This window comes from Collinsella aerofaciens (assembly GCF_901212495.1).
GTDB lineage: Bacteria > Actinomycetota > Coriobacteriia > Coriobacteriales > Coriobacteriaceae > Collinsella > Collinsella aerofaciens_H.
The window spans coordinates 43,497-64,322 of sequence record NZ_CAAKNY010000053.1; the positions used below are offsets into that span (position 1 = coordinate 43,497).

17 protein-coding genes are annotated in these 20,826 nt (G+C 57.4%); 13 read left to right on the forward strand and 4 right to left on the reverse strand.

Annotated features, from left to right (window positions below):
- Positions 1 to 29: 29 nt before the first annotated feature.
- Together SFLMC1_RS06140 and SFLMC1_RS06145 are read right to left on the reverse strand one after the other, a co-directional pair.
- On the reverse strand, positions 30 to 812 hold the full coding sequence (locus SFLMC1_RS06140; RefSeq protein ID WP_152074838.1) for a TatD family hydrolase: 783 nt from the start codon (positions 810 to 812) through the stop codon (positions 30 to 32).
- Positions 813 to 826: 14 nt separating this feature from the next.
- Positions 827 to 1,624, reverse strand: coding sequence for a ThiF family adenylyltransferase (locus SFLMC1_RS06145; RefSeq protein ID WP_152074837.1), 798 nt, complete (start codon positions 1,622 to 1,624; stop codon positions 827 to 829).
- Positions 1,625 to 2,084: 460 nt separating this feature from the next.
- Here SFLMC1_RS06145 and SFLMC1_RS06150 point away from each other — a divergent pair, with 460 nt between their 5' ends.
- From SFLMC1_RS06150 to ettA, 3 genes are all read left to right on the forward strand, one after another.
- Positions 2,085 to 2,363, forward strand: a complete 279-nt coding sequence (locus tag SFLMC1_RS06150) for an autorepressor SdpR family transcription factor (RefSeq protein WP_152074836.1) — start codon at positions 2,085 to 2,087, stop codon at positions 2,361 to 2,363.
- Complete coding sequence (locus tag SFLMC1_RS06155) at positions 2,356 to 3,060, forward strand: SdpI family protein (RefSeq protein WP_152074835.1); 705 nt, start codon at positions 2,356 to 2,358, stop codon at positions 3,058 to 3,060. The genes SFLMC1_RS06150 and SFLMC1_RS06155 overlap by 8 nt, the downstream gene beginning before the upstream one ends.
- Positions 3,061 to 3,244: 184 nt before the next feature.
- On the forward strand, positions 3,245 to 4,924 hold the full coding sequence (gene ettA, locus SFLMC1_RS06160; RefSeq protein WP_055251458.1) for an energy-dependent translational throttle protein EttA: 1,680 nt from the start codon (positions 3,245 to 3,247) through the stop codon (positions 4,922 to 4,924).
- 212 nt (positions 4,925 to 5,136) lie between these two features.
- Here the strand turns inward: ettA and SFLMC1_RS06165 are convergent, their stop codons facing one another.
- Positions 5,137 to 6,438 carry a hypothetical protein gene (locus SFLMC1_RS06165; RefSeq protein ID WP_152074834.1) on the reverse strand — a complete coding sequence of 434 codons (1,302 nt, stop codon included), beginning with the start codon at positions 6,436 to 6,438 and terminating at the stop codon, positions 5,137 to 5,139.
- Between the two features lie 136 nt (positions 6,439 to 6,574).
- Entirely contained in the window at positions 6,575 to 7,537 is a 963-nt protein-coding gene (locus SFLMC1_RS06170) for a hypothetical protein (protein ID WP_152074833.1), read from the reverse strand.
- A gap of 248 nt (positions 7,538 to 7,785) precedes the next feature.
- Between SFLMC1_RS06170 and SFLMC1_RS06175 the strand changes: the two genes are divergently transcribed.
- From SFLMC1_RS06175 to SFLMC1_RS06220, 10 genes are all read left to right on the forward strand, one after another.
- Positions 7,786 to 8,622 (forward strand): PRD domain-containing protein, encoded by an 837-nt coding sequence (locus tag SFLMC1_RS06175; protein WP_152074832.1) that lies wholly within the window; start codon positions 7,786 to 7,788, stop codon positions 8,620 to 8,622.
- A gap of 266 nt (positions 8,623 to 8,888) precedes the next feature.
- Positions 8,889 to 10,313 (forward strand): PTS transporter subunit EIIC, encoded by a 1,425-nt coding sequence (locus SFLMC1_RS06180; protein ID WP_187323882.1) that lies wholly within the window; start codon positions 8,889 to 8,891, stop codon positions 10,311 to 10,313.
- Positions 10,314 to 10,504: 191 nt separating this feature from the next.
- Positions 10,505 to 11,716 carry a hypothetical protein gene (locus SFLMC1_RS06185; protein ID WP_152074830.1) on the forward strand — a complete coding sequence of 404 codons (1,212 nt, stop codon included), beginning with the start codon at positions 10,505 to 10,507 and terminating at the stop codon, positions 11,714 to 11,716.
- Positions 11,717 to 11,816: 100 nt separating this feature from the next.
- On the forward strand, positions 11,817 to 12,716 hold the full coding sequence (locus tag SFLMC1_RS06190) for an AEC family transporter (RefSeq protein ID WP_226814310.1): 900 nt from the start codon (positions 11,817 to 11,819) through the stop codon (positions 12,714 to 12,716).
- Between the two features lie 1,712 nt (positions 12,717 to 14,428).
- Positions 14,429 to 14,698 carry a hypothetical protein gene (locus SFLMC1_RS06195; RefSeq protein ID WP_152074906.1) on the forward strand — a complete coding sequence of 90 codons (270 nt, stop codon included), beginning with the start codon at positions 14,429 to 14,431 and terminating at the stop codon, positions 14,696 to 14,698.
- The gene (locus SFLMC1_RS11430; protein ID WP_152074828.1) at positions 14,691 to 14,969 is read left to right on the forward strand and encodes a DUF4160 domain-containing protein; all 279 of its coding nucleotides are present in this window, start codon (positions 14,691 to 14,693) and stop codon (positions 14,967 to 14,969) included. Before SFLMC1_RS06195 ends, SFLMC1_RS11430 begins: the two co-directional genes overlap by 8 nt.
- Positions 14,970 to 15,102: 133 nt before the next feature.
- Positions 15,103 to 17,091 carry an NAD(+) synthase gene (locus tag SFLMC1_RS06205; RefSeq protein ID WP_152074827.1) on the forward strand — a complete coding sequence of 663 codons (1,989 nt, stop codon included), beginning with the start codon at positions 15,103 to 15,105 and terminating at the stop codon, positions 17,089 to 17,091.
- Positions 17,092 to 17,209: 118 nt separating this feature from the next.
- Positions 17,210 to 18,373, forward strand: coding sequence for a pyridoxal phosphate-dependent aminotransferase (locus SFLMC1_RS06210; RefSeq protein ID WP_152074826.1), 1,164 nt, complete (start codon positions 17,210 to 17,212; stop codon positions 18,371 to 18,373).
- Positions 18,374 to 18,574: 201 nt separating this feature from the next.
- Positions 18,575 to 19,525, forward strand: a complete 951-nt coding sequence (locus SFLMC1_RS06215; protein ID WP_152074825.1) for an L-lactate dehydrogenase — start codon at positions 18,575 to 18,577, stop codon at positions 19,523 to 19,525.
- 127 nt (positions 19,526 to 19,652) lie between these two features.
- Positions 19,653 to 20,801 (forward strand): Mbeg1-like protein, encoded by a 1,149-nt coding sequence (locus SFLMC1_RS06220; RefSeq protein ID WP_152074824.1) that lies wholly within the window; start codon positions 19,653 to 19,655, stop codon positions 20,799 to 20,801.
- The last annotated feature ends 25 nt before the right edge of the window (positions 20,802 to 20,826 follow it).

Genomic DNA, 20,826 nt, shown 5'->3' on the forward strand with positions numbered 1-20,826 from the left:
TCATATTTGGTGTTTTTTGCCCACCTGGGTTAGCAAAGACCAAAAATGGAGCGTGAGTTTTCTAAAATGATCGACTCGATGCTCCCTGCATCGCGGGTTTTAAGTTGGGTGATGACTTTGGAAGCTCTCGTGAGTGAGTCGGCGAGCTGTCGCGCTGAGGTTTCCGTATTTGCTTCGGCTGGGGCGTCGGTTTCAAGCAGCAGGCGGTCGAGTGGAATCTGTCGTACGTATTCGCGTCCTCGCTTAGACGCGAGCATGCGTTCGTTGACGGAAAAATAGCAACCCGCATTGCGCGCGCGGATGAGTTCGTCCGAGGTACCGCTAAACCAGTGGAAGATGATGGCGGGGGAGTTGGGGCTTGGGGTGAGTAGCTCATGTGACTTTAGGGTATCCAGTGCAATTCCTGCCGCTCGAACAGCATGGATGGATAGAACACGATCGGGGAGTGGGCGCTGCGATAGCGTCTGACAAAGCCGCTCGAATACCTGCGTCTGCATCCCCTCGGTGCCCGTAAAGCGTGGCGAGAAATCGAGCCCGACCTCGCTGATAAAACATTCCCGGCTGGCGAGCTTGCAAAGTAGGTCAACCTCGGCAGTTCCACATCGGCCGTCGACGAGCCACCAGGGATGGAGGCCAACGCCCGCGATAATGTTTGGGTAGCGGCTGGCACGCTTTTTTGCTGCCGCGAAGTCGCGTGGGTCGACCCCACAATCAAAGACCCCCAGCCCTATAGCCGCAGCTTCGTCGGCAACAGTATTCGGGTAAGCCATCAAATCAAGATGGCAGTGTGCGTCAATTAACCGGGGCTCCATCGCGGTGCGCCTCGCTAGTCCAGGCGCTGGCCGTCAGCACGCACGCGCTCAGTGCCGCGCCCACTGATCTGGCGAATGACCTCGCCGGCAATCATCTGACCCATGATGGGCGGCATATAACTGGCGGTTCCGAGCTCGGTGCGCTCGTGGATGTTGGAGGGGTCACGGCGCTGGGTCTTGACCGACTCCTCGCAGCTAAACAGTACATGAAGACTTTTGATGCCGCGCTTCTTACATTCTTTGCGCATGATGCGGCTCATGGGATCGCGGACCGTTTCGAAAATGTCGGCAAAGCGCAGGCATTCGGGATGCAGCTTGTTGCCGCCGCCCATGGAGCTCACCAGGTGAATGTCGTGGTCCTGAGCATATCTGGCAACGGTGAGCTTGGCGGAGATGGTGTCAATGGCGTCGACGACGTAGTCGAGCTTGCCACCTGTCTGCTCAAAAACGCTCGCGAAGAACCCGTCAATGTTGTCGCTCAACAGGTATTCGGTGCGTTTGATGACGGTGGCGGCAGGGTTGATGTCGTGGATCATGGCTTCCATCACGTCTACCTTGCGCTTGCCGATGGTGCTATGAAAGGCAATGGCCTGACGGTTAATGTTGCTGGGCGCGATGATGTCTTTATCCAGAATTACGAAATGGCCAATGCCGCCGCGGGCAAGTGCTTCACAGCAGTTGGAGCCCACGCCGCCGCAGCCGAGTACCAGCACCGTGGCGTCAGCGAGCTTGTCGAGTGCCTCGCGGCCCATGATGATTTCGAGCTTGGTGTCGCGCGTCTCGATGGGTGAAGCGTCTACGGTTTCGGTCATAAACATCCTCCGATGGGGAAGCGAATCGTGTTTTAGCTATCGCCATTATAGGTATTATCGCGATTCCATTTGAACCCTTGGGGCTTGTTGAAATGAGACGGGGATTCTCATAAGATGAAGCAGATGGCACCCGTTGCCGCGGGTTAGCCAACTCCGAAACACGTTTTTGGCGTGAGAAGTGGCCGTCTTCGCATTACGCGGGGGCGGCTATTTCATTCGACCTCCAATGTGGATGCCGAGCTCCACGGCCGCGATTACAAGCAATAACAACGTCAGGACATCGTCAATACTCATAGTCCATCTCCTTCTTGGGTAGAGGGAGCTGGTCCATCTGCTTCAACTTCCATTGTAGCTAAATACGAACAAATGTTCCATATATGTTCCTGTATTAGATAGTTAGACAAACATCTAAATATAGAGTATAGTGTACGCGTCGAACGAGCCAGTGAGAGGAGGTTCTATGCCGGGAGAGGGTTTTAAGGCGCTGGCCGATCCTACGCGGCGACGTATTTTGGAACTGCTGCGCGAGGGCAATTGCACGGCCGGGGAGCTTGCCGAGCATTTTGACATTAGCAAGCCGTCACTGAGCCATCACTTGGCGACACTCAAAAACGCCGGCTTGGTGACCGACGAACGCCATGGCCAAAACATCGTATACAGCTTAAACACCACCGTCATGCAGGACTTGATCGGCTGGTTTATGGGCTTTACAGACACTGAAGGTGATAAGGATGAATAACGAAAACAAGGGCATTCACGCCACGGGGGTATCGCCACGCGTGTGGATTGCGCTGATCGCTCTGTGCGTCGCCAACGTCGCAGCGCACCTTATGGTGATGCCGAGCCTGCCGGCGCAGATTCCCACGCACTGGGGAGCGAGCGGCGCCGTTAACGGCTGGGGTCCCAGCTGGATGGCATCGGCGCTCGGCGCATTGCCGCTGGTGCTTCTCGCGATGTTCTACGTGGTGCCACGCATTGACCCCAAGGGCGAGGCGTATCGGACCTCGGGCAAGTTCTATCAGGGCTTCGTAATCGCCTTTACCTTGTTCATGTGCGCCATAAGCTGGCTGGGAGAGCTTACGGTCTGGGGCGTGGTGCCGGCGGTCGGTTCGGTCAACGTGCTGACTTCCGGTGCTGTCGGCTTGCTGCTCATCGGCGTAGGCAACTACTTGCCGCGCGTAAAGCAGAACTACACGCTTGGCATCAAGACGCCCTGGGCGCTTGCTGACCCCGAGAACTGGCGCCGTACGCAGCGTTTTGGCGGCGCCTGCTTTATGGTGCTGGGTGTTGGTGTGATTGTGATGGGCGTGGCGGGTAGCGTGCTTTCGAGTGAAGTCGTCGCCGCGGTGATTGCGGTTCTGGCGTTTGGTTCGGGCGGAGCTGCCTACGTCTACTCGTATCTGCTGTGGCGTAAATCGCAGCGGGCCGTTCGCTAAGGTTGCGGAAAACTAGCGTACGCAGTTCATAGCATGTTCTGGGGGACTTTTCCCAGGTAGTATTAGGGGGTGTGGGCAACCACGCCCCTTTTTTGTTAAGTTTCAGAGCTGGTTTTCTCATTTCGTTTCCACTAAAGCGAAACAAGAATAGGGAAACAGCAGGTAGAAAGGATAAAACAGGCAAATGGCAGAGTTTATCTACCAGATGTATCAGGCTCGCAAGGCCCATGGCGACAAGGTGATCCTTGACGACGTGACCCTGAGCTTCTACCCCGGTGCCAAGATCGGCGTTGTGGGTCCCAACGGCATGGGCAAGTCGACCCTGCTCAAGATCATGGCCGGTATCGAGGAGGTCTCCAACGGCGATGCCAGGCTCACTCCCGGCTACACCGTGGGCATCCTGCAGCAGGAGCCGCCGCTCGACGACGACAAGACCGTCATCGAGAACGTGCGCATGGCGTTTGGCGATATGATCGCCAAGGTCGATCGCTTCAATAAGATCGGCGAGGAGATGTGCGACCCGGACTGCGACATGGACGCCCTCATGGCCGAGATGGGCAAGCTCCAGGACGAGATCGACGCCGCCGACGGCTGGGATATCGATTCCAAGCTCGGACAGGCCATGGACGCCCTGCAGCTGCCCGATTCCGACATGCCGGTCAACGTGCTCTCTGGCGGCGAGCGCCGTCGCGTGGCCCTGTGCAAGCTGCTGCTCGAGGCTCCCGACCTGCTGCTGCTCGACGAGCCCACGAACCACCTGGACGCCGAATCGATCCTGTGGCTCGAGCACTTCCTGCACAATTACCAGGGCGCGGTACTTGCCGTCACGCACGACCGTTACTTCCTTGATAACGTCGCCGAGTGGATCTGCGAGGTCGACCGCGGCCACCTCTATCCCTACAAGGGCAACTACTCCACGTATCTGGAGACCAAGGCCGCGCGTATCGAGGCACAGGGCAACCGCGACGCCAAGCTCGCCAAGCGCATGGAGGCCGAGCTCGAGTGGGTGCGCAGCTCGCCCAAGGCCCGTCAGGCCAAGAACAAAGCCCGTCTGGCTCGCTACGAGGAGATGGAGGCCGAGGCCCGCGCAAGCCAGAAACTCGACTGGACCGATATCCGCATCCCTGTGGGCCCGCGTCTGGGCAACAAGGTGCTCGAGGCCCATCACCTGCACAAGGAGTTCGATGGCCGCGTGCTCATCGATGACCTTTCGTTCACCCTGCCGCGCAACGGCATCGTGGGCGTCATCGGCCCCAACGGTGTCGGTAAGACCACGCTGTTCAAGACGATTGTGGGTCTGGAGCCGCTGACTTCGGGCGAGCTCGAGGTGGGCGAGACCGTCAAGATCTCCTATGTCGATCAGAACCGTTCCGGCATCGACCCCGACAAGAACCTGTGGGAGGTCGTCTCGGACGGTCTGGATCACATGATGGTCGGCGAGACCGAGGTTCCGAGCCGCGCGTACGTGGCGAGCTTTGGCTTTAAGGGCCAGGACCAGCAGAAGCGCGCCGGCGTACTCTCCGGTGGCGAGCGCAACCGTCTGAACTTGGCGCTTACGCTCAAGCAGGGCGGCAACCTGCTGCTCCTCGACGAGCCCACGAACGACCTCGATGTCGAGACGCTGTCCTCGCTCGAGGCGGCGCTGCTCGAGTTCCCGGGCTGCTCGGTGGTCATTAGCCACGACCGTATGTTCCTGGACCGCGTCGCCACGCACATTCTGGCGTGGGAGGGCACCGACGAGAATCCGGGCAACTGGTATTGGTTCGAGGGCAACTTTGAGGCCTACCAGGCCAACCGTATCGAGCGTCTGGGCGAGGACGCAGCTCAGCCGCATCGCATCCACCGCAAGCTCACGCGCGACTAGATCGTTACGCGTTTTCCAAACCGCGTAACTGCTCGACGCTGCGCGGGCCGCAAGCACCCCATCTTGCCGTTCAAGCCGTCGCTCGCGTACCGAAGTACGTGTCGCTCCTCTTTCACGGCAACCTGGGGCACTTGCGACCCGCTCGCTGTTGGTTATGCAGCATCAACAAATAAAACGGCTCAAATCCTGATTTGGATTTGAGCCGTTTGTCGTTACTGCTCGGGTTCTTCGACTTTATCGATGACCCAGGCGGCTCCGAGACCGCCGGTGGTGTTGCGTCGGATGCGCACGGTGACTTCGTGGCGCTCGCCGGCCTGCGTGTAGCGCAGGGGGAAGCTTGCGCGGTTGCGCGCGGCCTCGATGGTACCGCGCTCGCGGGCGATCCAGTAGTACTCGCCGACGATGCCGAGCGTGTCGGCGCCGTAGGGGAGATAGGTCGACAGCTGGTGCAGAAACGGGCCGGGGCAGAAGACCTCGGTCGCGAAATCGACGGGGAAGTCCTCGGGGATGGCGGGCGCTGCGGGTGCGGGGGCCGGTGCTGCAGCGGGGGCCGGAGCCGCTGTAGGCACAGGAATCTGGTCATAGACAGGTGCGGATGTGGACTCGATGACGGGTGCAGACTCAGGCACCGGTTCCGGCTTAACTGCGAAATCTGTCGGTTCCACGGAGACGGATGTGTCTTCAGTCTCGGTTTTGGCATCGGCTTGCGGGGCGTTCTCTGCCTCGACAGATGGCTTTGCCTCGATGGGCGTGGAAGCCATGGTGGTGATGCCGGCGTTGGCGTTCTCGGGGTCATAGACGACCGTGAGCGAGATGGCAGGCTGCGGCACCTCGGGCTCCGGTGTCGACTCGGTGGCGTCTTGATCGTCGGGCTCGTCGGGCTGATCGTTATCGGTCTCGTCGCCAAAGACATCGCTGTTTTGGAACGCAGGCGTCTCGGATTGGTTAGCGGCTTCTTCGGTTGTCGACTTGGGGGCCTTGTTGAGCTCCGCAGTGGCTTCCTGCTCGGATATGACTTCGGGATCGGTCGTGGCGGCGATTTCGGTTTCTGCTGTTACCTCAATAGCGACTTCGATCTCTGCCTCGGGCTCGGGTTCCGGCACGGCTCCAACCATGGCTTCGGGCTCGGGACGCTTAACGTGCTTGGGGCGCACGGCCTTCAGGTCCTTCTTGCCGCGCTTCTTCTTTTTGTAGGATTGCTTGGTGCCCTTGGTAGCCTTGCACTTGTCCTCGCCCTTGACAAGGGCGGCATCCCATACCTCGTTGGCGATGACGGTGGCATACAGGCGGCCGCCTTTAAAGACGGTCAGCTTAATGCAGTCGTTAAGCTCCTCGAGCAGCTCGCGCGTGGACTCAAAGCCCAGGTCATAAGCAGTCATGTCGCCTGCGGCGAGCGCCTCCTCGACCTGTGTCATAAACGTTTGCTTGCCGCATCCAATCGCATCGCGCAGCAGGCGATACAGATAGATGTGGTTGCCCAGCGAAAGCGTGGGCCTAACTATTGTCTTGCTCATGGCAAATCTCCTCTTTACATATGTAAAGCATCTTACCATCGCAGAGCGTTCGCCATGGCGGCGCCCAAGGCAAACGGGCGCGAACCGCTGTCGATTCGCGCCCGTTGTACAGGTTGCCTATCTGGGGATGCAGCGCCTAGTTGCCCGATGTCGTGCCTTGGCTTGAGCTGTTAGATGCCGTGCCGGACGCGGTTCCGCTCGAGCTGTTCGAGCTGTTGGTGTTGCTGCTGCCTGCTGTGCCCGTTCCCGACGTGGTGTCGCTCGTCTGGCCGCCCGTGCTCGGCTGCGAACCGTCAGTCGTTTGGCTTGAGTCGGTCGTGCCGGATGTCGTGCCACTGTTGGCCGTAGAGGAATCGGTGCCCTGCGATTGGTCTTGGGTGTTCGAGGACGAACTGGCAGAGGTGGAACTGTCTTGCGTGTCGTCCGTCTGCGTCTGCTGATCTTGAGACTGGGTGTTGTCATTTGCATCGCTCTCGGTCGTACGCGACGAAAGGATTGGCTCGGGGCGCTCGCCCAGACCCTCACCGGCGGTGGTTATAAGGATGGCGCCGGCGCAGGCGATAACCGCGACGATGGCGATGGCGATCGAGAAGATGATGACCTTCTTTTGCGTCTGGCTGCGCTCTTCCGCCGCCTTGGCGCGTAGGCTGTTGGGGGCGACGCGCGCCGTGGTCGCGTGTCCCGCGACCTGGCGCATCTCCTGTGTAGTCGCGGCGCCGCCCAGGTGCTCCTCGGCATTAAGCTCAACGGGCTCATAGGCGCCGGCGGGGTAGTCGACGGCGGCGTGCGTACCTTTGAGGGCTTCGGCGCTGGCAGAGATAAAGTGGCGGTAGACCTGCGAGGACACAACGGTGATGACCGAGCTCACGGCGGCACCAATTACTGAACCAGCGATACCAATCTTGGAGGCAAGCGCGACGCTCGTGGCGGCAGCTGCGGCGCCGGCGATGATCTGGGGAATAGAAATGTCGTCGAACAGGCCCTTTTTGGGTGCGATGGCCATGGTCTGTCCGATGGAATGGTTCTCGTGTGCGCCGTTGTTGAGCGATGCCGGTGTCATGACGCGCGTGCGCGGTGCGTCGGTGTACTTGGTTGTCATACGGGGTCCTCCCGGTTCGTTTGGTGCTACAACAGGTTGTTTGGCCCCAAGGGTACCCATCTCGTGTGGACCGAAGATGGACTCGCCCGCAACACCACCAACTCACCAAATCCGCGAAGCTTTTTCTCAAGCTGGTCAAATGAAGACGGGGAGAATCGTCGGGTGTCGGAAGGAAGGTTGACCGGATTTGAAGTCCCATGGAATAATCGAGCTCGCGGCGCTGTTGCTTGCGCCGGGTAGGGAGCGTCATGAAAATCCTCAAGCGGATTAACAACAATACGGTTATCTGCGTAAACGCCAAGGGCCGTGAGCTCGTTGCGCTTGGCCGTGGAATCGGTTTCCCCAACAGCCCCGATGAGCTCACGCTCGATAGGGTCGAGCGCACCTTTTACGGCGTGGATGCCCGTTACCTGGCACTTCTGGACGAGATCGATCCTCAGGTGATGGAGTTTTCCGCCCAGATCGCCGATATCGCCCGCTCTAACATCTCGCGTGAGCTTTCACCCAACCTTCCCTTTACCATGGCCGACCATGTCGCTTTTGCCATCAAGCGCTGCCGCGAGCATATGTTTGTGCAGATGCCGCTCTCCTATGACGTGCAGCAGATGTATCCCATCGAGTATAAGATCGCCAAGTTCGCGCTCGAGGGCATCAATCGCGGCTTCAACATCAAGATGCCGCCAGGGGAGGCGAGCGGTATCGCGCTCTGCATCGTCAACAGCGTGGTCGCCTCGTCTTCAAAGGCCAAATCCAATACGGTGCGCAAGGACGATGCGATGCTCGAGAAGTTCACCAAGATCATCGAGTCCGAGCTGGGAGTTTGCGTGGACCGCGACGGTTTTGACTTTTGCCGCTATGCCACGCACGTCCGCTACCTGCTGGAACGCGTACAGACAGGAGAGCCCCTCAACACGGATAACGGCGCGCTCTATGGGCCGCTCTGTGAGCAGCATCCCGATGTGGCTGTGTGCGTCGATCGCATGGCTGCGCTTATCGCAGAGCGTTTTGGCGCCGCGCTTGCCGATGAAGAGAAAGTCTACCTGATGCTTCACGTTAATCGCGTCTGTGCGGGATCCAGGCCTTAATCGACCGCTCGCCGCTGAGATTCGACCGTTTGCCGGTTTTGACTTTCGTAAAGGCGTCCGTTGGATGTAGTTTCATAGTCACATAAGGTGTTATTCGAGAAGAGCCTCGAAGCATGACGTAGACAGTTCCCTTGTCCGCATTGTGCTTCGGGACTCTTCTGTTTATGTTGCCCTTCCCGCCCCCTCGATTCGCCTTGTGCCAGGCCTGCCGTAATCGGACCTCGTGCATGCGCAGACGCGAGGCGGAAAAGCAAGGGAGTTCAGCTATGGCTGATAACAAGAAAATCGCAGCCGATGTGCTCGAAGCCGTCGGAGGCAAGGAAAACGTGACGTTTGTGGCGCATTGCATGACGCGTCTGCGCTTTAATCTTAAGGATATCGATATGCCCGATATCAAGGAGATAAAGAAGATTAACGGCGTGCTGGGCGCCCAGATTTCGGGAACGCAGTTTCAGGTGATCGTGGGCCAAAACGTGCCCAAGGTCTACGATGAGCTCTGTAAGCTTGGTGGGTTTGCCAAGCAGGATGCCATCGATGAGAACCTCGACACCCCTAAGCAAAAGCTCACACCTAAGGTCATAGGCAATAACATCCTTAACTATCTCTCGAGCTCCATGGTGCCTATGATCCCCGTGCTCATGTGCGCCGGTCTCTTCAAGACCGTCGCCGTGGTGCTGGGCCCCACGATGGCGGGCGTGCTGATCGAGACGAGCGACCTCTACGTTCTCATGAACATGGTCTACGACGCTGCGTTCTACTTCATTCCAGTTTATCTCGGTTACAACGCGGCTAAGAATATCGGTGTAACGCCGGTTCTCGGTGCTTTTATGGGCGGCATTCTCATCGACCCGACCATGATCCAGATGGCGGCGAACGGGGTGCAGTTCTCCGTATACGGCATCCCCTGCGTTGCGGCAAACTACACCAAGACAGTTTTGCCCATTCTTCTCTCTGTTTGGGCGATGAGCTATATCGAGCGCTTCTTCCGCAAATATGTGCCAGATACTCTTTCAACGGTTTTTGCGCCTTTCCTCACTATGGTCGTTGCCGTCCCTGTCTCTCTCTGCGCTCTCGCCCCTGTTGGTTCATGGGCGGGCGATGCCCTCGCAGCTGGTTTTGAGCTTCTTGGAACTTCCGGTGGTGTCGCCGCCATTATCGGAGGAGGTATTCTGGCGGGTCTTTGGTGCCCAATGATTATTACTGGCATGCATGTGGCGGTTGTGATGATTGCCATTGCTAACTATATGACCGTGGGGTCCGACGGCTTTGTTTTGGTCGCGACGGGCGTCAGTCTTTGGGCGACCTTCGGTTGCGAGGTGGCGACGTGGCTCAAACTGCGTGATAAAGACGAGAAGAATATGGCATTCGGTTATTTGGTTGCAAATATTGTCGGAGGCGTCGGTGAGCCTTTCATCTACGGCATGATGCTACGCTATCGCCGCGTGTTTGTCTGGAAGATTATCGGCTCCTTTGTTGCCGGTGCACTTGCAATCGCTCTCGGGGCCACGGTTTATACTGCCGGCGCGGCATCAAACTTCCTAGAGTTCCTCGCGTTTGCGGGCGGTGGGACCCAGAACCTCATCAACTTTGGAATTGCCGCAGCTGCAGGCTTCCTTGTAAGCGCCTTGGGCACGTATTTCCTTGGCTTTACTGAAGACGAGCTCGAGAACGGTCCCGTTTCGGAGCGCTAATGCTTAGATGTGTGGCACCTGATAAAGGTGCGAAACGGGAGGGGCGTTAACTGGGCGTCCCTCCTGTTATCAATAGCTGTTGACGGTCACATGGCGTTTGGTGCTGATGGGTGAGCGTCTATAGGGGCGCTCGCTCTCGCCCTGATACCGATTGGGAAAACAGGCGTCTTCTGGGAAAGGATTATGGCTACATGAAGGTCGAGTTTGGGATCGAGAAGGTAAACGTGACGCCTGAGGCGTCCTGTCGTATGGGGGGTTACAACAGAAGTGGAACATGGACGGATGTTCTAGACGATATCGAGGTCAATGCATGCTCTCTTCGCATCGATGCTGTCCCGTTCATTCTTATTGAGCTTGACTCGATCATGTTATCAAGGGAGTTTGCACTTTCGGTTAAAGCCTCCGTTTCGGCTAAGACAGGCGTCGATGCAGGCAATATTACCGTCGCCTGTATCCATACGCACTCCGCCCCCTGCTACTTCAAGCTTGCCTTTGAGGAAACCTTGCCCGAGGCTCAGCTGACGGAACGTCTCGCTATCTCCGCGGTGGATGCTGCTGTATCTGCATGGGTCAACAGGGAAAACGCGACCGTTTCCATGGAGACGCTCGAGGTTGACGGACTGTACGGAAATCGCAACGTTAAAAACGGGCCCGCAGACAAGAGCGTGACACTGTTCTCCTTTCTGTCTGCAGACGGAGGGACGCCTCTTGGCGGTGCCATGTTCATCTCGGTCCATCCAACCATTCTCAACGGGAAGAGCAGGGCTTTGTCTGCAGACTTAATCGGCCAGGTTAGATTACGCTTGGAAAGCAAGCGCGGGTGCCCCGTGCTCTGTATAAACGGAGCCTGCGGTGATGTTTCGACTCGTTTTTACCGTCAGGGCGATGGGGCTGCGGAGCTCATGCGGACAGCCGACGAGCTCTACAATCAAATCGAAGTAAAGCGCAAGAAGCTTGACTTGCTCGTAGATACCCCTAGATGGGGCTCGATTGCCATGCGGAGCGTCTACGATGCGGCCAGCGATCCAGATTGGAAATGGATGACGGACCGGGTAGAAAACAGCGAGGCAAATCCCATGAAGGATTTTCTCCTTAAACGCCAGCAGCTTAAGCGTTCCATGGGCAAAATCGAGCTCGAATTGCCGAGCCAATTCGCTGTGATCGGAAACTGTATTTTTATTACTATGCCTTGCGACACTTGTAGCGCTTTGGGCCTTGACTTTAAGAGGGCCTTTGTTGGCTATAACGTTTTTATTATTGGCTATGCAAATTCATACTGCAATTATTTGGTCCCTCGAGAAGATTACGGCAAGTATTTTGAGACGTTTAACTCCAGAACGCCGCGAGGGCTTGCTGACGAGTTTGTCTCAAGGGTCATTCGTGCGGTGGGGGCACTGCTGTAGGAAGTAGGTGAAACCGTCGGTCGGTTGGTGCTGTGGGGCCGACTTTGGTTGTGGTGTCGGGCGCACTGGATGATTTTTTGGGGTGTCTAATTTGTCAATTGTGGGACCTCTTATTCAACAAGTTCTTGTCATGTTTTTGCTCATGGGCGTGGGGTTTTGCCTTACCCGGGGAAAGATATTGGATGCGCGCTCAGCAAGGGATTTTGGCAAGCTGCTGATAAATATCGTGCTTCCCGTCATTATCTTTAAATCGTTTTGGACTGAGTTTTCTTTTGCCAAGCTGAACGAGTTGGCCGTGACATTCTCTCTGTCTGCCACGTTGCTTCTGCTCGCCGCTGTGGTTTCTCATGTGCTGTTGAGAAAGTGGCCAATCGATAACTTCGCCTCCGCGTTTTCAAATGCGGGCTTTATCGGCATTCCTCTTGTTGGGGCTGTCCTTGGGGAAGACGCCGTTTTTTTAATTGCGTGCATGATTGCGCTGCTCAATGCCGCGCAGTGGACATATGGGCAGTATCTCTTGTCGGGCTCGAAGGACTGCGTAAACCTCCGAGCTATCATGACGAGTCCGATGGTCCTCGCCCTTATAGCCGGCGTTGTCGTTTTTGTTGCACGTATACCGATGATCCCGATCGCCGACTCCCTGCTTTCTCTGATTGCGGCCCTCAATACCCCGCTGGCGATGCTGACGCTCGGAATCTATTTGGCTCAATCCGATTTACGTGCGCTCGCGGGGACAAGGAGCCTGTATCGGGTCTCGGCTGTGCGACTGTTTATCATTCCTCTCCTCTCCCTGCTTCTTTTAAGTATCGTCCTCTGCGATAAGGGCATAAAACTGGCCTTATTGATAGCGGCGGCGACGCCCACTGGTGCGAATGTGGCGATCTTTTCTCAACAGCTTGATAAAGACTATCGATATGCATGCGGAACGGTCTGCATAACCACGCTTCTATCCATGCTTTCTATGCCGTTGATGATTGCTGTTGGTCAGTTAGTACTTTAAATCCGCCTACCGGTGAGCCCTGTTTATCGCTCGCCTGTGTCCTGCCGCTCCACGCGACGCTGGATGAACGCCTCGTAGCGGTCGATTATCTGAGGAATCCGAAATCTGAGTCTCCGTGGTCGGCGTCCTTTGCCAGTATGAGCTCCGCATCGTAGCCGGTTGTGTGCAGGTGTTCGAAGCACTCGGCCGATAGTTCGCATTTGACGGTGCGGTTCTTGGTGCCGTGTGCGACGAGCGTCGGTGGCAGGGGGGCGTATCGGCGGTGATGTTGGCGGCGTCGCTCCCTGCACAGCAGAGCTCGGAGTGTTCGTGCAAGTTGACATCACCCACGAGTAAGCCATCGGGACTCATACGCGGGCCGCTGTCGACTGTGTTGGGATAGCTGTCCTCATGCATAAAGCACATGCCGTCGTAGGGGTCAATGATGCCGAGACAATGGTCGCGGAGGCGGGCACGCCGTCTTGCTGATTCACGATGTGGCGCTCACCGCGGTGTACCCGCTTGAAGGGTGCCGACCAGTACGAGCTTGTCAGAGTTGATATCAAAGTGCCCAGCGTGGGGCATGTTGGGGCAATAACGGCAAGCATTTTTCTCGCCCGTCGTGCCTTGGACCTTGACGCCTTTGACCGTGCGTATGGACTCGGGAAGCTCCTTGTGCGTTCATGCCCCCAGCTCCATAGGCGTTCCGTTTTTCAAAGGCTGACGAGGGCTGTCAATCCCCCTCGTTTGGCGAGAGTTGCGGAGCACTTCGATTATGCATTTTGATTGGGCAAGATCATCGATTAATTTGTCCTGGTCTGCTCGCGCTATTTTGTCAAGGTTGGCGTCCCACTCATCTAAGAGAACCACGTCGCAGCTCTTTTCTGGATAACCGGACTCCAAGAGCTTGAGTATTCGAGCGACCGCTTGTCCGCAATCAACGAATTGATAGAAGGTCTTAGCTTGTCTCCGAGCATCGATTTGTTTCGGATGCCCATCAATGAACATAACAGTTTCATGACGCCTCCCGTAATGGGGCGTGACGACAATTGACTTAGATTGCATGAGCGGCTATTTGGGCTAAGAGGTTAGTAGCGGATGAGAGCCAAATCCCGCTTGCACTTATGCTTTTTGGCATAAGAAGCTCCGGGAGCGTTATTTAAAAGAGAAGCGGATGCATCGATTCCGTATTTAGACAAAATGGAGCGCAAATCATCAGTCAACATAATAAACCGCTCTGTGGGGGGGGCTATCATAGTCGTGCCGAACGGACTTGTCGTTTTAAACGACTTAAATTGAATTGTTGAATTGTCTATTGGAAAACTACAATGGACTAATCCACTTTGCGAGAACTAAACAGAGGACTATTCATTACATTTTAGTGTTTAAGCGAGATTCTTTAAGAGAGATTTTCAAATATTGTCGCCCGGTTCACGTCTGTTATCCAGGTTGCCTATTTGGGGGATGTGGCGCCTAGTTACCCGATGCCGTGCCCTGGTTTGAGCTGTCGGATGCCGTGCCAGATGCAGAACCGCTCGAGCTACTGTTGCTACTGTCGGCTGTGCCGTTTCCGACGCATTGCCGTTTGCCTTGTCGTCCGTGCTCGGTTGCGAGCCATCGGTTGTCTGGCTTAAGTCGGTAACAGATACCATCAACTCATCAAGGGGGCTTGCTGTCTTTGGTGCGATAGCTTGATGCTAAACTGGATTTACGATTGCGAGGTGGTTTACGTGATGTACCCGTATATGACATTCGAAGATGGTACTGAGGTCATTCATTCTGACCTGATTACGGATGGCGATATCGAAAAGGTTGTCGTGCATTTTGAACGACCGACGGCAGAGGGCTTCGACTCCGCTCGTTGTGAGTTACCTACTTACAATTGGACTATGTGGGAGGGGCGCTTCACCGATGAGGAGAAGCGAGGATTTGAGACTTTTCTGAGCAATAACGCCCATTTGCTGTATCGCTACGCCGCAAACGGAGGAGCCAAAGTTGCCTAGCCTATTTCTTATTGGCGGCTATCGGGTCTTCTTTTGGTCCAACGAAGCGGGCGAGCCAATCCATGTCCATGTTTGCAAGGGAGCGCCTTCAGATAGCTCGGCCAAAATCTGGCTGACTCGCAGGGGAGGTTGCATTGTCGCTAATAACAAAGCGCAGATCCCCCGGAGCACACTTGACGACCTCTGTGAAATTATCGCCGCGCAGCATGAATTGATTTGTTCTAAATGGAAGGCATTTTTCCTTGTGGACGAGATCTCGTTCTACTGCTAAACGCTATTCTGACTTCTCTTTTTCATTTTTAATCATGAGACTGCCCATCAGCGCGGATTGAACTTGACAGTACAATGGAGGCGGACTTTATTGCCGCTGCTCGTTGCGGCTAAACGGATGTGTTGGAGCTCGCATGAACGATTTTCTAAACGGTCAAGTTAAGAACGACGGCTTTTTGCGTGTGGCGGCGGCCTCGCCCAAGATTCGCGTTGCCGATGTCGAGGGCAATGCCGAGGTTGCGTTGGCGGCCGTTCGCGAGGCTGCCGAGCACGGTGTTCGTGCTCTGGTGCTGCCCGAGCTCAACTTGTGCGGCTATACCGCGGCCGATCTGTTCCATAACCGCACATTACTGCATACCTGCGAGGCGGCACTTGTGCACATCCTCGATGAAACCCGCGAGCTGCCGATTGTCTTTACCGTCGGTCTTCCCGTTGCGGTTGCCGAGAATATCTACAACTGCGCCGCCGTGTGCTGCGCGGGCGAGCTTTTGGGCCTCACGGCCAAAAAGTATCTGCCTAACTATGGCGAGTTCTATGAGCGCCGTTGGTTTGCTCCGGCGCCTGCGGATCCCGTGTGGGTTGAATTTGCCGGTCAGGGTCCGGTTCCGCTTGGCTCGGGGCTTGTCTACCGCTGCTGCGATGAGGGTGCCGAGGACCTGGTGCTGGGCGTTGAGGTCTGTGAAGACCTGTGGGTGCCGGCACCCCCTTCGACCGAGATGGCGCTTGACGGTGCGACGGTGATTCTCAACCCGTCGGCCTCGGACGAGATCATCGGCAAGGCAGATTACCGCCGCGGCCTTATCTCTAACCAAAGCGCGCGCCTGTACTGCGCCTATGCCTATGCAGACGCGAGCGAGGGCGAGTCCACGACCGACATGGTCTTTGCGGGCGAGAACCTTATCTACGAAAACGGCTCCAAGCTCGCCGCCACCAAACTGCTTACCTGCGATATGGCCATCGCCGACGTTGACCTTGACCGCCTGGTTGCCGAGCGCCGTCGCTCGACGACGTGGGCGCGCACGGACGATGCGCCGGAGGCCACGACCGTTGAGTTTTCGTTTGAGGGCGTGCTGACAGACGAACCTGTCCTGCGCAACGCCTGCGACATCGACCGTGTCTTCCCCCGCGCGCCCTTTGTGCCGGCCGACCACGGTGACCTGGCCGAGCGCTGCGAGACCATCCTCGACCTGCAGACCGCCGGCCTCAAGACCCGCCTTGCCCACACGGGCACCAAGGCTGCGGTCATCGGCCTTTCGGGTGGCTTGGACTCCACGCTGGCACTGCTTGTGACCGTGCGTGCCTTCGATGCGCTGGGGCTGCCGCGCACGGGTATCACGGCGGTCTCCATGCCCGGTTTTGGCACGACGCATCGCACCAAGTCGAATGCCGAGTCGCTCGCCCGCGACTTGGGTGTGAGCTTCCGCGAGGTTTCGATCCACGCGGCCGTGGAGCAGCACTTCAAGGACATTGAGCACGATTCGGCCGTGCAGGACGTGACCTACGAGAACAGCCAGGCTCGCGAGCGTACGCAGATTTTGATGGATCTGGCCAACCAGGCTGGCGGTTTTGTCATCGGCACGGGCGATCTGTCGGAGCTGGCGCTCGGCTGGGCCACCTATAACGGCGACCACATGAGCATGTACGCCGTCAACGCGAGCGTGCCCAAGACGCTTGTGCGCCATCTGGTGCGTTATGCGGCTGATGTCTTTGGCGGGCGTATTGCCGAGGTGCTGCTCGATATCCTCGATACGCCGGTGTCCCCCGAGCTTCTGCCACCCACGGGCGATGGCGAGATTGCGCAGAAGACCGAGGATTTGGTGGGCCCGTATGAGCTGCACGACTACTTTCTCTACTTCCTGCTTCGTTTTGGCTTTGAGCCGGGCAAGATCTACCGCATGGCGCTCAAGAGCTTCGAGGGCGTCTACAACGCCAAGACCGTCCACACGTGGTTGCGTACGTTCTATCGTCGCTTTTTTGCCCAGCAGTTTAAGCGCAGCTGCCTGCCCGATGGTCCCAAGGTGGGCTCGGTGACGCTCAGCCCGCGCGGCGATTGGCGTATGCCGAGTGACGCCAGCTCGCGTCTATGGCTTGCACAGATCGACGCGCTCAACGCAATTGACTAAGGTTGGCTAAATTGAACCAATGCGGGGTTTGTAAGCGTTACACTTTTGCAATCTGATGGCCCGTATCGCGCGGCGCTCTTGTCGGAGCGCCGCGTTTTTTATATCGAAAGGTGGCACCATGCAGGCATCGCAGCGTCTCGACCGCTTTGGCGTGGAGGTTTTCGCCTCGCTCAACAACAAGCTCCTCGCGCTGAAGGCTCAGGGCAAGACCATTTACAACATGAGCGTGGGCACGCCCGACTTTAAGCCGTACGACCACGTGGTCGAGGCGCTCACGCGAGCAGCCCAAGATCCCGAGATGTGGAAGTATGCCCTGCGCGACCTGCCCGAACTCAAGCAAGCCGTGTGCGATTACTATGAGCGTCGCTTTGGCGTTTCGGGCATTACGCCGTCCATGGTGCAGTCGTGCAACGGCACTCAGGAGGGCGTGGGCCATTTGGGCCTGGCCCTGCTCGATCCGGGCGACACCATTCTGGTTCCCGATCCGTGCTACCCGGTCTTTGAGGCGGGTGCCAAGATCGCCGATGCCAAGCTCGAGTACTATCCGCTGATTGCCGAGCACAATTACCTGCCCTATGTGGCGGGTATCGATCCCGAGGTGGCCGATCGTGCCAAGTACATGATCGTGTCGCTGCCCGCGAACCCGGTGGGCTCGGTGGGCACGCCCGAGGTCTACGAGGAGATCATCGCTTTCGCCCGCGAGCACGACCTGCTCATCGTCCATGACAACGCGTACTCCGACATCGTGTTCGACGGCGATCCGGGCGGAAGCTTCTTGCAGTACCCTGGCGCGCTCGAGGTGGGCGTTGAGTTCTTCTCGCTCTCCAAGTCGTTTAACGTCACCGGTGCGCGTATCGGCTTTTTGGTCGGCCGCGAGGATGTGGTCTCTGCCTTTGCCAAGCTGCGCAGTCAGATTGACTTTGGCATGTTCTTCCCGATCCAGAAGGCTGCAATCGCGTGCCTTAATGGCCCGCGCGATGAGGTCGAGGCACAGCGTCTGAAGTACCAGGAACGCCGCGATGCCCTGTGCGACGGTCTTGAGGACCTGGGCTGGGAGCGTCCCAACGCGCATGGTTCTATGTTTGTGTGGGCCAAGCTTCCCGGTGGTCGCACCGATTCTATGGCGTTTTGCGAGGAGCTCATGGAGAAGGCCGGCGTTGTGGTGACGCCGGGCGCGAGCTTTGGCCCTTCGGGCGAGGGACACGTGCGCATGGCGCTGGTCCTGCCGCCCAATCAGATTGCTTTGGCTGTCGAGGCCATTCGCGAGGCGGGTCTCTATTAAAAAGATATTTCGGCTCGTCAATAGATCAAAACCGATTTCGTACAGTTCTTTTACGAATCCTGCAAACATTTTCGGTAAACGGTCGATTTTTGGCCTCGAATAGGAGCATAATCAAAGTCCCGATTGGATGTATTGGGATTACGGCAAGCCGCTCGGGTCGTTCCCGGGCGGCTTGTTTGTGGAGAGAGATGGGAGTTTCTAATGGTTAACGAGAAGAAAGTCGCTATTGTCGGTTGCGGTTTCGTCGGTTCGTCTTCGGCGTTCGCGCTGATGCAGAGTGGTCTGTTCTCCGAGATGGTCCTCATCGACGTGGACAAGAACCGCGCCGAGGGTGAGGCCTTGGATATCGCGCACGGCATGACGTTTGCCGAGCCGATGAAGATCTACGCCGGCGATTATTCCGATGTCGCCGACGCCGCCATGATCGTCGTCACCGCTGGCGCTGCCCAGAAGCCCGGTGAGACCCGCCTGGACCTGGTCAACAAGAACGTCAGAATCTTTAAGTCCATTATCCCCGAGATTAAGAAGTCCGGCTTCGACGGCATTCTGCTCATCGTCTCCAACCCGGTCGATGTTCTGACCTACGCCGCCATCAAGATGTCCGGCCTGCCCGAGGGCCACGTCATCGGTTCCGGCACCGTGCTCGACACTGGCCGCCTGCAGCAGATGCTTGGTGCTCATGTCGAGGTTGACCCGCGCGATGTCCAGGCCTATGTCATGGGTGAGCACGGTGACTCCGAGTTTGTCGCTTGGTCCAGCGCTCAGGTTGCCGGCGTTCCGCTGAGCACCTTCTGCGAGCTTCACGGCCACCTGGAGCACGAAGCCGCCGAGAAGCGCATCGCCGACGACGTCAAGAACTCCGCCTACACCATCATCGAGAAGAAGCACGCTACCTACTACGGCGTCGCCATGGCTGTCAAGCGCATCTGCACTGCCGTCATGCGTGACGAGCAGACCGTTTTGCCGGTCTCTTCGCTCATGGTGGGCGAGTATGGCCTGTCCGATCTGGCCATCTCCATGCCGACGGTCGTTGGTCGCGACGGCGTTGTCTGCCGCGTTCCCGTGCCGCTGAACGATGGTGAGCAGCATGAGCTCACCGCCTCTGCAAAGGCTCTCAAGGACATCATCGACAGCGTCGATTTCTCCTGCTAAATCAAGCTCGCTCGAGCGAAAAGCTACAATGAAGGCGTTCGGGTCCACACGGCCCGGGCGCCTTTTTGGTGCAAAGTAACCTGACCCCAATGCACCATCCCAATGCACCTTAGTTGATGGGAGGGCCATGTCGGATACGCCTAATTTCTTGACCTATGCCCAGACGGCGTTTGATTCGTTTGAGGAGCGGTCGTTCTGCGCGGTGGATAGCCTGGTCTTTGCGTGGTTGTCCTATTTGCGTTTGCCGGGTGATATGGCGGAGCTGACGAACTGGCAGGGCCTAGACGTACGCGAGCTGCTGCGTGCCGAGTGCTACCGGGACATGATTGACGACTTGTGGGACCCAGAGGGGAGCAGGGCCTTGTTGGAGGCCGTGGCAGCAAGCCCTCGCTACCGTGGCGTGCACGTTTGCGGCTATCGTGCCGTGAGCGATATGGTGGCGACAGAGCAGTTTGCAGCCATGACGTTCCGGTTTCCGGCGGGGTTTAGTTATCTTTCCTTCCGGGGGACCGACAGCACGATCGTGGGCTGGAAAGAGGACTTTAACATGGCGTTCCGGTGCCCTGTGCCGGCCCAGGAATCCGCAGCGCGCTATGTAGGCGAGGCGGCGGATGCGATTGACGGGCCGCTTTTGTGCGGAGGTCATTCCAAGGGTGGAAACCTTGCGGTGTACGGTGCGGCGATGTGCTCCGATGTCGCCCGTGAGCGAATCGAACGGGCGTATTCCCATGATGGTCCGGGCTTCGTCGAGGAGTTTCTGAGCGGAGACGCTTTTGCGAGTCTTTCCGGTCGTATCGATAAAACCCTGCCCCAGTCGTCGATATTCGGCATGATGTTCGAGACGCAGGAAGACTATGCTATCGTCGAAAGCACCGAGTTTAGTTTGCTGCAACACAATCCCTTTAGCTGGGTGATTGATGGTCGCGACTTTGTGTATTGCGAACACCTGTCTGCTGGCGCGCGATATGTTGACGGTTCCATTCGCGAGATGCTGCTTGCGGTGTCACCTGGCGAGCGCGAGCGTTTTGTAGATGCCTTGTTCTCCGTGTTTGAGGCTACGGGTGCTGAGCGGTTTGCGGATATCGCTGGGAATCTGCGCGAGAGCCTGCCCGTGATGCTCCAGGCTGCGCAAGGCTTTGACAAGGATACGCGACGCCTTGTCTCGCAGACCATCGTGGCAATCCTTAAATGCGCACTGCTGCCCAAACGACCCCAAATCGACATGCCCGCTGCCGGCAAGAGTTTGGCAGAACAGCTCGAGGCTTGGCAGTCCTAGCTCCTGTGCTAGCCATTGGTGCAGA